This window comes from Flavobacterium sp. JAS, from assembly GCF_020991455.1.
Classification (GTDB): Bacteria; Bacteroidota; Bacteroidia; order Flavobacteriales; family Flavobacteriaceae; genus Flavobacterium.
Genome location: NZ_JAJMOX010000012.1, coordinates 209994 through 224871 on the forward strand (window position 1 = coordinate 209994; position 14878 = coordinate 224871).

General features: G+C 31.1%; 11 protein-coding genes. 2 read left to right on the forward strand and 9 right to left on the reverse strand.

All coding sequences use genetic code 11. The features are described from left to right. Positions 1–16: 16 nt before the first annotated feature. The 3 genes from LPB88_RS18965 to LPB88_RS18975 form a co-directional block, all read right to left on the reverse strand. Complete coding sequence (locus tag LPB88_RS18965; RefSeq protein ID WP_230717246.1) at positions 17–1012, reverse strand: YafY family protein; 996 nt, start codon at positions 1010–1012, stop codon at positions 17–19. Continuing rightward, a complete protein-coding gene (locus LPB88_RS18970) occupies positions 999–2960 on the reverse strand; it encodes a DUF2779 domain-containing protein (protein WP_230717247.1) in 1962 nt (653 codons plus the stop codon). The genes LPB88_RS18965 and LPB88_RS18970 overlap by 14 nt, the downstream gene beginning before the upstream one ends. 431 nt (positions 2961–3391) lie before the next feature. After that, positions 3392–3697 (reverse strand): hypothetical protein, encoded by a 306-nt coding sequence (locus LPB88_RS18975; protein ID WP_230717248.1) that lies wholly within the window; start codon positions 3695–3697, stop codon positions 3392–3394. A 1414-nt stretch (positions 3698–5111) separates the two neighbouring features. Here LPB88_RS18975 and LPB88_RS18980 point away from each other — a divergent pair. Together LPB88_RS18980 and LPB88_RS18985 are read left to right on the forward strand one after the other, a co-directional pair. Continuing rightward, positions 5112–5789: an SLATT domain-containing protein gene (locus tag LPB88_RS18980; protein ID WP_230717249.1), complete on the forward strand. Its 678-nt coding sequence runs from the start codon at positions 5112–5114 to the stop codon at positions 5787–5789. Positions 5790–5945: 156 nt separating this feature from the next. Then, positions 5946–7022, forward strand: a complete 1077-nt coding sequence (locus LPB88_RS18985) for a hypothetical protein (protein ID WP_230717250.1) — start codon at positions 5946–5948, stop codon at positions 7020–7022. An 896-nt stretch (positions 7023–7918) separates the two neighbouring features. Here the strand turns inward: LPB88_RS18985 and LPB88_RS18990 are convergent. The 6 genes from LPB88_RS18990 to LPB88_RS19015 form a co-directional block, all read right to left on the reverse strand. Next, positions 7919–8365 (reverse strand): hypothetical protein, encoded by a 447-nt coding sequence (locus LPB88_RS18990; RefSeq protein ID WP_230717251.1) that lies wholly within the window; start codon positions 8363–8365, stop codon positions 7919–7921. A 275-nt stretch (positions 8366–8640) separates the two neighbouring features. Beyond that, entirely contained in the window at positions 8641–8973 is a 333-nt protein-coding gene (locus LPB88_RS18995) for a DUF4870 domain-containing protein (protein WP_230717252.1), read from the reverse strand. A 58-nt stretch (positions 8974–9031) separates the two neighbouring features. After that, the gene (locus tag LPB88_RS19000) at positions 9032–10960 is read right to left on the reverse strand and encodes an OmpA family protein (RefSeq protein ID WP_230717253.1); all 1929 of its coding nucleotides are present in this window, start codon (positions 10958–10960) and stop codon (positions 9032–9034) included. 10 nt (positions 10961–10970) lie between these two features. Next, complete coding sequence (locus LPB88_RS19005; protein WP_230717254.1) at positions 10971–11888, reverse strand: type IX secretion system membrane protein PorP/SprF; 918 nt, start codon at positions 11886–11888, stop codon at positions 10971–10973. Between the two features lie 103 nt (positions 11889–11991). Then, entirely contained in the window at positions 11992–13248 is a 1257-nt protein-coding gene (locus LPB88_RS19010; protein ID WP_230717255.1) for a gliding motility-associated C-terminal domain-containing protein, read from the reverse strand. Between the two features lie 71 nt (positions 13249–13319). Then, positions 13320–14861, reverse strand: coding sequence for a hypothetical protein (locus LPB88_RS19015; protein WP_230717256.1), 1542 nt, complete (start codon positions 14859–14861; stop codon positions 13320–13322). Between the last annotated feature and the right edge of the window lie 17 nt (positions 14862–14878).

The following is a 14878-nucleotide window of genomic DNA, read 5'->3' on the forward strand; positions in this document are numbered from 1 at the left end:
TTATTTTTTTTACCTTTTATTTATATCTATTAAATACTAGCTGTATTTTTTGAGTAAATTCACTTACAATACAAGGAGGAGATAATATTTTAACACTATCACCATATCCTAATATTTTTTCATAAAATTCCCATGAAGGTTTAACTCTCACTGAAATTTGAAATTCTTCAGCATTATCAAAAAGTATTTTCTGAGTTGGGTGTAAGCTCAATGTTTTGAGATAGTTACCTTGTTTTGGAGTAAAAGATAACTTTACTTCAATTGGATCCTCATTAAGTACTGTAATTCCAAATGAATAACGAAAATATTCTTCAAAATCCAAGGTACAGGCTACAAATTTTTCAGGGAGTTTATCGATAGCTATAATCCTATCAAGACCATACGTTACAATACCCTTATCGTTCATTCCTATAAGATACCAACGATGCCTATCCTCTTTCAATAAATAAGGATGAAGTTTAGTACTTTTAGGTTTAGCTGCTCCAAACTTTTGATAGCTGATCTCTATAGCGAAAGAACTGTCAATAGCTTCTACAATTATAGGGATCCATTCGTTACCAGTAAATTTTTGATTATTATCCGTTAAAACAATTATTCTATTATCATTTGTTTCTGAAATACCTTTTCTAATATTTACTGCATCCAGAACTTTATCTATCGCGTTTGTAAAATCTTTAAAGATATGATAATCCTTATATTGGCTTATAGTCTTTGCATAAAACATTAAAATACTGATGTCTTCTTCACGCAATCCAAAAGCTCGAATGGTATAGTTTTGATCTGAATAATAGTAAGCTTTTCGAGAATTACAATATTCAATTGGGGCATTATAATTTAATACATTATCTTCCTTCATCGCAATAATGTCATCATTAATCATTCTTAAAGAGACATTGATTGATAAATCTCTTTCAATAATTCTTTTCAAGTCTTTAGTCTTCACATAATCTTGTGATCTCATTTCTCTGTCTATGATTGCATAGCGACCCAAAGGATGTTTACTTATAGCCATTTTCTACTTCTTTTTTTAAATGTTCATATAGCATAACCATTGCAAGTGTATCAAGTTCACAATACTTTAATAATGCTGTACTTAACTCGGTTAACTCTGCATTGCTAATGTCAGTGTATTGCATTTTACCATAGGCAGTTAATGCTGCTCCACCATCTGCAAGTTCTTCCATTCCGGAGACAACTTCATCAAGTTCTTCCGCTGTCCAATCTTCAAAAAGGTTAGGTAATTTTTTATATGGATTATCATACACTCCACCAGTATTAGACAACCAGATATGATTATCTTTAAAGTTTTGACTACTTAACTTTATCTCCTTTAAAGTTTTAGTGTATTTATTTTGAAGATATTCACAACTATTAAGAATAGCTGGTAAAACGTTCTTAAGAGAATTTGAACCTTTAGTCAAAGGATTGTAATAATACTTTTTGACTATTTCCCATAAATCCACCATATCTCTATCACCTTTCCATTTTTCGACACTATCGCTTTTAGAATGAGAAATACTTTTGATAAAATGTATTAATTCATCAGCATCTGGTTCGTCTGAATTTAATAATTGTAGATAAATTGCATTTACTATTGTGTTTTCATGGGTCGAATACCTAAATATCGTTCCGCAATCATCATTTAATGAATCCCTTAAAGCTCTTATAAAATCGAAATTAGGAAAAACCCCTTTAGTATTATTAAGATATTGTTGGGCATGTTCAATCATTCCGTCTTCATAATAAGTATGTACTGAAAACTGAAAAGCGATTTGTTCATAAGGTTTCCTTCCAGCATTAAATGGTAAGGGAACTGCGCTAGTTTCAAAATCAATAAAATGTAACGGATAATTCCAAGAATTCATTTCATCTTTTAATCCCTCTATATCAATATAAATTGAATTATCCTCCTCAATTTCCTTTTGGATTTGAATCCATTGCCGAGCGCTCATACTTAATTTGCCAGCCTCTTCTTTTAAACCAATACTATCCTCAGTCAATTCATTCATAAAATAGACACCTCTGTTAAATAATTCACTTCCTTTTCGAAATGACCAAACATCAAAAGTCTTAGGTTTACTAAATTCTGAATCACCCCATTTGTGTTGCTTTTGAAAACATTCATTAAAGCCAGACTTTAGACCATCTGTACCATCACTTACAAATTCGCACGATTTACAGCTATAAGAAGTTGGCCAATTAATATAAGTATCAGTCAAATAGTTCTCTTTGAAAATGGTGAGAGCATTCGAAAAATTTAATTCCGAAGAATAAGGATACTTATCATTTATTATATCAGCAACTAAAGAAGTGACATCTTTGCTTCCAAGTACACTATCACCTGTACTATCTATAGAATCAATCATAATAATGACTCCTGTTCTATTTCCTGCTTTTTTACTAACTCTGAAAAATTGGTTAAGACCATCAACAGTAGCAATTTTTGATTTGTCTGCCATCATGATGGAAGAATTAATTTTCCAATCAGGAAAACATAATTGAATTACATATTTTTGAAAAGAAATATCAAACAAATAAGGCTTCCATGATGAGACAAGACCGTCACGCTTTCCAACAAATAAATAATCATCTTTTGGATCAAAAGATTTAGATTTAACTTCAATAAGTTTAATATTAGTTCCAATTTTTACAAGAATATCGGTTCTTACGAACAATCCATTATGTAAAAAAGCAGCTTCATATATTACAACATTTTCTAATTGTAATAGTTCTTGAGTTCTTTCCCATAAATATTCATAATCACCGTCCTTACCTTCCAATAAAACTCCACCAGGATAATGCATCCGAGCATACTCTTCAATTTGAAAACCTCCTTCAGCTAATGCTAGTAAAAATGGATCTTCTTGCTTTTTATTAGCATACTCCTTTTTCCCTGTATAGTATAGCTTATTAGGACATTCAAGTCCTAATTTAAATCTTGACTTAGTTAGAACTTTCATAAACTTCTAAATTAATTATTTGAAATTATGCTTACTAAAAATAAAATAGAGGAATTGTTTTTAAATAAGTGAATATATGGACTTACTTTATATAAAGTACAAGTAAAAATACGTGTTTTAAGATCTCTGCTTTAAGTAAGTCATATCAAAAGGTCTTTAAATTTGATTGATGCTTTTGGCATTTATTTGAGGAGCTACACAAACAACAAGCATAAAAAATTAAGAAGCGCATGCTAAAACACTGTAATAATCCAAGATAATCTGGTTAGATAATTGAATGTTTCCCCCTACCACTTTAAAAAGCTTCAGATTTCTCTAAAGCTTTTTTATTTTTAACTATTTATGGATTTTCCTTCTGTTACCAGACCTTGTCATTAGCTAGGATGATGACCACTTTGACAAAAAAAAAATCAAAAAAGCAACGCAGGTTATTAATTTGCATTATTCCAGTTTGTAATTATCCAATCAGCAATTTTGTTATGAGTTCTTATCTCTGAAGGGACTGAATAACGTATCATTCTTTCGATTTTATTGTATGTAGACGTATTCGCAGGTGTGTTTGTCCAATGTTTTTTACAAATATGATTTATAAAATAAAGAACCTCATAACCTTCAGTTCTGTTTAATTGCGAATAATCAGTTCCTTTTGTGTAATAAGGATTGTCTTCATCCGCTTTTGCAGTCCATTTATAGTGCTTGCCATCATCATAAAGCATTTGTGATTTTAAATAACTCATAGTTCGATTTAATTAAATTATTAATAATAACTTTCCAACTAGAAAAGTACTAAAAGCAAATAACATTAATAAAAACAAAACTTTATTACGGAAAACCATAATATTAAATAAAAATATTCAAAGCTACTAAGTATTGATTCTCATATTAAAACCTCTTTCTTCTAGAGCAAGTGTCTTTTACATTAGTCCCTGAAGCTTTGCCTTAATAGCCCTAACGGGACAATTTTCGAACCATTTCAAAGATGATTTAGAAAAAATAAATCAAATTTAAGTTTAATATTAATTTATGGAACTAGGATATAATTACTCTTTCATAAGATCTGGACAAAAGAGACAATAATTCATCCTCCAGTTTTACAATTAAAATTATTTTAGAGTTATTTTTGTAAATAGTTAAGTGCATTTAACTAATTTAAATAGAGGGATCAAATTGAAAAATATTCAAAATTATACAATGCCAATTAATGCAAAGAGAAGAAATAATTGATAAGAATAAATTATATGAACTGATTAAATTCATTTTTTCTGATTCAAAAGCAGTGATTTACGAGTCTTACTCCAAAATGGATCAAGAAATAGTATCTTTTAATAATTTTTCTAAATTTCAAAACGATTTTTAATATTCAATTCTTGAAGCAGAAAAGCATTTATCATTTGGAATTTATTATCCTGAGAGTAAGGGAAAAGCTTTAGTTACTAAGATCAAACTTGATCCTAAAAGGTGTAAGGGAAAAACTTATAGATACAGAATAGACGGTTGGGGATTAATTTTTATTAATCTAAGTTTATTAAATATTGAATCAAGAATTAAGTGCAATGTTTCTTGTAGTTCAAAAAAAAGAGCAAAAAGCTGGGAAAGTATAAATCCGGAATTGGGTAGTCCTGAAGAATGGGATTGGGATCACATTGAAAGTAATATTCGGAAAATAGTTTATAGAATGAGAAAATAAATTAACATTAGGTTTAACGTATAAGGATTAATGAATCATTTTATTTTTGTAAGTTAGAACTTCACAACTCGTGAAATAGCCTCTTTTTCTGTTTTTTGCTCGGACTCCTATTGGAGCACAGGTCTCAAATATACAATTCTCAAAGACTTGTTTTAGTTTTGAGACTTCATCCTTTTTACCTTGTAGCGGGAAGTATTCAATTATCTAACCAGATTATCTTGGATTATTATAATATTTTAAGATGCGCATCTTAATCTTTTCTTTTTGTTGCATAGCTACTCATATAAGTATCCAAAAGCATCAATCAAATTAAAAACCCTTTAATAATCTATAGTAAAAATAGTATATATTTGAAAATAAATAATGATGAAATCTATCACACGCATCTACCCAACTTTGGATGGCTTTTAGTGGTTTTGTCACGCACATAAATAGGTTAGGAAACATTATAACAAAACACTGCAATGACAGAAAAAGCAAATCAATTCACGGGACCAAAACAATATTTAGAAAAAAGCTTTCTGGAGGAATTGAATTATAAAATTTGGTCTACAAAAGCATCAAGATTTAATGCTGACAAACGCCTAAAAACAAAAGCAAAATTTTCAAATATAAGCTTAGCTTTTCTATCGGCTTATCTAATTATTGCAAGTTTAATTTCTGTTTATAATATAAATACTGGAAATAGTGAAAATATCATAAACTATATAATAACGGCATTATCGATTTTAGTGTTGGTAGTAAGTCAGTTTGAAAATGCGCAAGATTACAAGTTGAATGCTCGAATATTCCACGATTGTGGTCTTGAATTATCAATATTATATAATGATTTACGAATGTTTAAAACTCTCAAGAGCAACCCATCCGAATACGAAATGTATGCTTTCGCTAAAAATTTATCTGAAAAATATCAGACAGTATTGAGGAATTATCAGAATCATTCACCGATTGATTACGATATATTTCAAATTAATAATGTAAATTATTTTGAAAAGGTAGCACCAGAAAAAGTAACACCAAAAAATATTAAAAAAGTAAAACGGAGATACTTGTGGGAAATTTATGGCTGGTATTCAGCTATGATTATTTTACCACCAATATTAATTTTAGGAATAATATTAATAGCGAATTACATAAAATAAAGTTCCCTAGTAGCCGTTTGGCGAGATTGAGGTTTTAGGCTTAATGGAAAGTTGGTTTTGTATTTGGAAAATTTGTGTTTAACCGATTCCTAACCTCGTCAAGCGCCAACGTGTTACTAATAATTTTTTCAACATCAGTTATAATGAGAAGCTATAATGAGAAGCTATAATAAGGAAGAGAAGAGACGATTAAAAGAAATTGACGAACAATTGACTGCAGAAATGAAAAAGATGCAGGCAACTGTCTTAAAAAAATATCATCGTGAACGAGATGATGATGATTTAAGTATTTCATCTTTACACGGAACTATTGGAGGAAAAAACAATACATATGTTGATAGTGTAAATATGCAATTTAGTGATCCAAATGATTTTAAAGCTAAATGGATAAGAGGATTTAGAAATTATGTAGAAAATAGATATTCTCCACTAAAGAAGCTAATGAAGGATGAAACTTTTAGAAATTACACATTAAAATTTCTTGAGCGCAATTTTTATAGAAACTTGAAAGAAAGGACTAGAGTAAAGCCAAATGAAAATCTTTGGTCTTTATGGTTTGGTGGAGGTAAATTTATTTGGGGTTTGGTAATTGCTCCGACTTTTCGTGACAAAATATGGACAAATGATGTAAGTGAAATAAGAAGAGCGGAATATATGTATTGGACAGTTGGGCATGTTCTAAATACAGGTTTGGTTGATCCAGAAAATAATGAATTAGTAAAATTTAAAGATATTGATGAATTGTTAAGATTTTACAAGAATATTTTAAAAAGAGTTTCCAATTCACAATATGAAAAATCAATATTTGATTTCTACGTGGAATATTTAGAAAACTCTGATGATATTTTATCAGAACCTTTCTTAATACCTGAGTTTAGATATGAAGGTCTTGAAGTTGACCATAAATACCGATTAGACTTTACAATTTTAAATTCTCATACAATGGAATTAATTGGCTTTGAACTAAGTCCTCATTCATCTCATATGTCTGTGACTAAAATAAAAGACAGAAAACAAGTTGAAGTGAATGCCGAGTTGTCGAAAAAATGGAATAAAGAAATGCAAAAAAGAAATGACTATTTTGAAGAATTTGCTATAACGACTGTTACTTTTTCGGATGATAATTTAAATGACATTAAAAAATGTTTTACCATAATGAAAAAGTATTTATCTGCTCGACCAAAAGAAAAAATTAATTTAGCTAATGAAATAGCCGAATTAGATAATTTATAAGACTACCCAACTGTAGTGCTAGAACGTTAGTATCAGTATTACAAAATAGCGGGAACAAGACTCGAACCATGGCTTTAAATTTGTTTGAAATTTTTACAAAAACATATCATATATAATTTTCAACAATCCGAATTTTATATCGAAAAACATATATTTTTATTTGTATATATTTTTCCTAAAACTATCATGTTTACTGTATTTCTATTTTGGAAGAAGCTTTAAAAGTAAACCACCAGGATCAATGACAAAACGCACATTTTTTCGCAAGCTTTAAGAATCACATCCTCATTTTATTGAAATTCTCCTTCTATTTCTCGATTTTTTTTCCTACATTTACACAGGTTAGTAAACCGAAGAATTTTAAGAGTTCCCTATTAGTGCCCTGCTTTTTTTGACATAACATTACACCCAGTGTTTACTGGTGCTTTCGATACAGGTGGCGGAGCCTCTTTCTCCGCTGAATACGAAACCCTTAGTTTTCACTAGGGGTTTTGTCGTTTTTAGCCGGAATCAAAAACTCCGGAACCCTCAATTCAAAAAAAACCTTAATTCGGACATTTCATTACTAAATCTTAGAGACGAACTGAAGAATAATTAAATAAAATATCTTTTTTCATATCTAAATGAATCTCTCCCACTCTGCGAAGTGTTCTTATAGAAAGCTGCGTAAATGCCTCTGCGGAGCTCTTCGAAGTATTCTTATTAAATAATAAATTTAAAGTTTTTTATCTAATCCAAAGTAAAGGCGAATGTCTCTGACTTCGCACACGTAATCTAAAGTAAACAAAAAAGCCACTTCATTACGGAGTGGCTTTTGGCTTTTTATAGGACTGCTGCCATTTTTAGCGAAAAACTCTTTGAATTAATCTATGCATAATTAAATTGCATTAACCAAACTATATAAAAAGAAGAATCGTTTTAAAAAACCTATGCGCTTGTTGGTGACCTATATTTTGGGTTTTATGATCCTGAAATTGTTCTTTGGATTTTGGAGTCTTTTTTAAATGTTCTTTTAAATCTCTTATACATGCACTTTTTGTTTTATAACCGTCTAGCATTATTAGATTATTGATTTCTTCCAAAAAAGAAATGTTACCGTACAATTTTTCATCAAAAAGGCACACCAAAACATTTCTTCTTTGTTTTTCTAGTTTTAAAAATTCAATCAATTCTAATTTATTATACACTACAAATACAAAAGCATCAAAATCTTTCTTTTCTTCAATGTGGTTGGTTTTCAAAAATGAACATTCGCTAAATTTAAATTCATTGATAAGATCCTTTTTAAACATTTCTAAAAACAATCCTTTGTCATCAAATACTAAAACTTTTTCTTTTTCCATCGTTCCTTTTTTTACATTTATTTTTGAAGAAATTAATCTTTAAAATAAGTACAAAAGTATCTCGATATAGGTTTAGACCCTCCCCTTAATAAGACATAAAAACCACAAAATAAGACTTTTAACCAAAAACAATTGATCCTAAAAATCATTTGAACCAATATCATAATTCATTAAAAAAATTAAGACCGCAAAAGCGGTCTTAATAGTACAAAAATGCATCCAACAGATAATCAAACTGTCTCCTCCATTTTCATCTTCCAAAAATTGTAAAAATCTTAATATTTTATAAAATTAAATCTATCAACAAACATTAGCCCAATTAACGGAATTGGTTTTCTTTTTTGATTAATAGCATTTATAATTCCAAAAATCAAAACAATTGCTACTCCAGCACTTAGTATTGTAAACAAAGTTGAAATTAGCGGATCAATTGGAAGAATTGGAATGAAAATAACACCTAGTATAGCGCCAAAAACACCCAAACCAAAAGATTGTTTTAAATGGTATTGTGCAAATGAAGATCGTCCTCCATTATGATAAACAACAAAAGATATTACCCATCCTATGATGGTGAGGTAACTAATAATTGAGATAGTTTTTCTGTTCATTTTATAGGATTTTTGAATTAGTTTTTATTTTATTACTGAAATTAATCGTTGCGATATATTATAAAGCCCTGATAATAAATTCGCTTCGTCTATTCATTTGATGTTGCTCCTCGGTACAAATTATCCCATCAGAACAACCATTAATAAGTTGAGTTTCTCCGTAACCTTTAGCCGTTAATCTGTTGGGTGAAATACCATTTTTAATTAACCATTTCATTGTCGCCTGAGCTCTTCTTTCTGATAATTGTTTGTTGTAAAAAACTGTTTGTCGGCTATCGGTATGTGAACGAATATCTAGTTTAAGAGTTGGGTGTTGATTTAAAACATCCAATATTTTTTCTAAATCAAAAGCTGCTTCAGCGCGGATATTCGATTTATCCAAATCAAAATAGATCATTTTAATACCAAAACATTTTCCTAAATCATCTCCTATTACAACCTGACAAGAAGTTTTGTCTAACGTAATTGGTAAATTAGTTTTACCACTTTGTGTGTTGATGGTTACACTTACTTCTTTTGTAGCATACTCCTTTTTTTCAGCTCTTACATGATAAATTTTACCACATTCTACAGCAAAACTGTAAAATCCTTTTTGATCTGAAATAGTCGTACTTATTAAAATATGTTGACTATCATACAAAGAAACTTTTGTTTCAGGTAGTATAATTCCAGTTTGAGTATCGGAAACAATACCACTTAATTCCTGCACACATCTTAGCAATTTAGTTTCTAGGAATTTATAAATATCATCAGAACCAAGACCTCCTTCTTTATTAGATGAAAAAAAACCTCTTCTTGATTTAGTATCTATTACATAAGCAAAATCATCGTTTGGCGAATTAATATCGGCTCCAAGGTTTTGAATATTGCTTACACCATTTTGATCTATTTCTCCAACAAAAACATCTAAACCACCAAGCCCGGGATGTCCGTCTGAAGCAAAATATATTTCATTATCATCGGTTACATACGGAAATGTTTCTTTTCCTTCTGTATTGATTGTCGGTCCTAAATTTTCGGGAGTACCATATCCTCCATTGCTATTGATACTTACTTTATAAATATCAGATTGCCCGATTGTACCTGGCATATCTGATGCAAAATACAAGGTTTTTTCATCCGCACTCAAAGCCGGATGCGCCGTGCTGTAAGTGTCACTATTAAATGGAAGTTCAATTATATTGGCCCATTTATCGTTTTCGAAAGATGCTTTATAAATTTTAATTAAAGTAGTTTTATTTCCATCTTTACCCTTTTTACCATCAATGTAATTGTTTCTTGTAAAATAAACGGTCTTCCCGTCTTTTGTGAATACAGGGGTAGATTCGTTAAATTTAGAATTGATTTTTGATTTGATTTTTTTAACCGCATTTGGATTAAAATACTCATCGATATCAGATTGATAAAGATTTGTAAAATGCTCTCCTGTCCATTTGTGCTTGCGTTGTCCAAAATTACCTGTATCCCTGGCTGAAGTAAAGACTATTTTATTGAGATAAAATGCTGTTCCGTAATCAGAATATTTACTGTTTATTCCGGCATCTTCAATTTTATATCGTCCTGAATTTGCTTTAATTTCTGCCAGATAATTTTTATTAGTTTCATAAAGTTTTGCTCTGGAATCGTTTTTTGTTTTCTGATTAAATAAATCCAAAATCTGATTTGCCTTTACTAAATCACCGGATGATTTTAGTGATTGTGCATATCGATAGTAATATTCTGGTTCGATTTCGCTATTCATGGCAAATAACTCACCATACCATTTAGCTGCTTTATCAAATTCGGAATTGAAATAGAAAGAATTTCCCAGTTTCTTAAACATGTCTGCAGATTTGTATCCTTTCTCGGCAATACGCTCATAGGTTTTTATGGCGTTGATATAAGCGTAATCATCGTATTTTTTATCTGCAGAAGCTGTTTTGTTCTGTGAATAACTGTTTAGTGAAATACTTACTATCGTTATACAAAGCAATATATAATTTTTCATAATCATTATTTTAGAAGAAACGTGGAGTTGTAATTTTGCCGTTGTTTTTAAAGAATTCATAACGAAGGAAAATCTCGTGCGATCCTGAATTATAATGACTTAAATTTGTAGTTTCATGGTCATAACTATATCCCAAATAAAGACCATCTGTGACCTGGAAACCAACTGTTGCACTTAAAGCGGCGCTCCAACGATAAGAAACTCCAACAACAAATTTATCGTTGAACATAAAATTAGCTGAAGCATCTACCTGCAATGGCGCACCTTCGATCATTTTGGCAAGTACAGCCGGTTTAAACTTAATGTATTGGTAATGGTCTAAATCGAATACGTAACCCGCAATTAAATAATAATTGATTTTATCCTTATAAATCGCAATATCATTATCATCATAACGATTGGTTTCAATGAAATTTGGAACGGATAATCCGATATAAGCTTTATCAGAATGCCAATACACCCCGGCTCCTATATTTGGGGAAAATTTATTATTTAAATCCTGAAACTGAGGATCTCCCTGATCTTCAGGATTTAATTTATTGATATCTAAATTGAATAAATTTGCTGTTCCTTTAATACCAAAGGAAAGTTTAAAATCTGCCGAAGTTTGTATAGTATAAGAAAGATCTGCCGATAAATTATTTTCATTTATCGGACCGATTTTATCGTTCACTAATGAAACTCCTACACCTAAATTGCTGTTGTTTATTGGTGTATTAACCGAAAAACTGCTGGTTTCTGGCGCTCCTTCAAGCCCTACCCATTGCGTTCTGTATAAACCAAAAACACTCAGAGCACCTCTCGATCCTGCATAAGCCGGATTGATATTTATCGTATTATACATATATTGTGTAAACTGAGAATCTTGTTGTGCCGAACACAGAAATCCAGTAAATAGAACAGCCAATGTCAAAAATTTTATTCTCATTTTTTTATTTTTAATAATTTATAACGATCCGTTCAAACACTTTTTGAAACTCGCGTTCTTTGGCGTTTTATAATTATTTATTGAAATTTATTTCTTCAAGAGGTTAATCTCTGTTTAAATACAGATACCCTGTTTTTTTTATTGTTTGCGTATTAGGACCAGAATATCTGAAATTTAAAATGTAAAAATAAGTTCCTGTTGGTAGCATTTTATCTTTTGAAACTGTTACGCGGCCTTCAGAATAGCCTCTAAAAACATTACCATGAGAATCATAATTATCAGTTTCAAAAACTTTTATTCCCCAGCGATTATATATTTCTACCGTATTATCTGATGAACATTCTGATAAACCACCAATTTTGAAATAATCATTTTTACTGTCTCCATTTGGAGATACAGCATTGTAAACTGTCAGGGTTGTACATGGCAACACAATTCCTTCATCGACTCTTGCTGTTGTAAAAACACTATATCCTGAAACATTTACTGGCGTAGTAACTGTTTTTTTATCACTATCTACCACACCGCCCTCATCAATCCATTGTTTTTTTGCCTCATCCCAACGAACAATATGTATCGAACTTTGCGGTGATACCAGTACATTTGAAGGTGTAGTTGATGTTTCATCCCAGCTTAATGTCAGTATTACATCAGAATTTCCGGCAGTTTTATCTAAAGTCCAATACTCCTGATTGTTTATTAAATTTATTCCAGGTGCTTTATTACTATGTGGGTATAATGAATTCGAATTTTCATAAAAATATTTTCCTGTAAAACTGCTTAATACCTCAGCTGGTGCTGAAATTCCTGCAAATCGATATTTATTTTTATCTCCAATTGGATAAATAAAAGCATCGTTTCCATTTTTTCTTACTTTTCCATCTACAAAACTATTATCGCTAACATTGATAGCTTCTGCTTCTTTTTCAAAAACTAATAATCCTCCGTAAGTATCATTGTCAATAATTCCCTGTTGAAAATCTGATATACCGGAAATACTTACTTCATTAGAAAGATGAAATGCTGGCTGAAGGTTACTGTTTTTAAATTCAGCATTGTACCATTCTATAGGTGCAGAACCCGAAATTTCCTGATAGTCTGATAAACCTCTCATTCTGGTCATTCCTTTGCTTGAACCTGGAGAAAAAGTAACCAGACCTTCATTATTAAAATGACTGTAAACAAAAAAATCTCCGTCATTAAACAAATTACCACTGGCTTTATTATCCATAGCCCCTACCGTAGACATTATCGTGCCTTCGGTTATATATAAATCGCCTGTATTGACTGTTTGAGCTGTCAATACTCCACTGACGAATATTAAAAGGGTTATAAAAATATTTTGATTTTTTGATTCCATGTGTTTTACTTTTTTAGCTGATTAACTATTACAACTAAGCCCTTAAGACAAAATATCTAAAGAATATCTTTTTAATATTTAATGTTAATCTTTGCAGGCATCATTGGATTAGTAATTACCTGACATTTCTTTACATCAACAGAAATTATTGCTATGCCTGAACGGTATGCTTCGTCACCATAAGGCTGAAAAGTTCCTGAAGGATATGTTTTACCTTTTATATTATATGAAATTTCTGCTTTTCCAATAAATCCCAATGCAGGCTTGAATGTTACAAGTCCACTAGTTGAATTATAGCTAAAAGTTCCCTGACTATTAGTAACCAAAAAAGGATTGCTTGCTGTGGTTCCGTCACTATTTAGAAATCTAAACTGACTGAAATCAATATTACTCGATGATGCAGTTGGGGTTCCGTAAGTTGGTCCGCTATAAGCGACATCGTTAGCATACGGATTTATATCTATAGTGTTATTTTTACAAATGATCGCGTTATCCTGTACAGCTTCGGCCGCATAGGGTAAAGCCACCTGTAAGCCCCATATTTTATGTACATCATTCAAACCACCTGTCGAAGCTCCAAAACCAATTTTAAAACTTTCCGGAATAGCAGTACTTAAAGTATGAATTGTCTGTCCCCCTTCACTCACAGAGGTATTAAAATCTGTTACCGCCGGATTTGAGTTTTCAGTATAAACCACAGAAGGCTGATACCAATACTTGTCGATTACTGTAGTTACTATATTTTGATGTTGTATTTTCACAGTAACATTATAACCTCCCAAGGCATTTGGCGTTAGTTCAATAAAAGCTTTACGATAGGCTATATTATTTGGATCTGCAGTATATGACCCTGATCGGAGATTGAAATTATCCGCAATACCATTATTATAAGTATATCCTCCCAAAGCAGTAATTGTTGCGCCACCGTATGCAGTCGCCGAAGTGGTAAGTGTGCTTTGTGTTTTAAGAACTGGATATCCTGAAAAACCAGCTGCTTTACCATTTGCATCTAAAAAACCTCCTCTTGCTCCCCTTAAAGTGACGTGACTAGATCCTGAATTTGCCCATCCTCCAGAAGGTGAAGCAACACCATTAACTCTGGCATCGCCTTGAAAAGGGTCTGACTTAAAATTACCATAAGCATCTAATGCAATACCCAAATACGCACCGGAAAGCCCCTCTTTTCTAAAAGTTGAATAAGTATTATTAGCTCTTAAATACGAGTATCCCATTCCTCGACCATTAGCTCCAATAACCGGAGTTACAGCCGCATCGAATAAAAAAACACTTATTCCATCTGCACCAGTTCCGCCATATATAGCATATTCGAATGCAATTTTAATACCTACAGAACTATTAAACTTTTTATTATTAATAATTATAGCTCCAAACTTACTATTTACAGCAGGTGTTAGTTCTAATCCAGTTGTTGTAAATACAGCAGCATTAGTTCCTGCGCCTGTAGGTAATATTACTTCTGAAGGTTGAGTACCAGAAGTAAAGCTTTGATTATAAGGAAAATCCCCGTATAACTGAGCATTTACTGTCTGAGTAGCTGCAAGAAGCAAAAAAACAATAAGTTTCATGTAGGCTCTAAAGAATGTATTTTTCATATTATTATTTCTAAAAA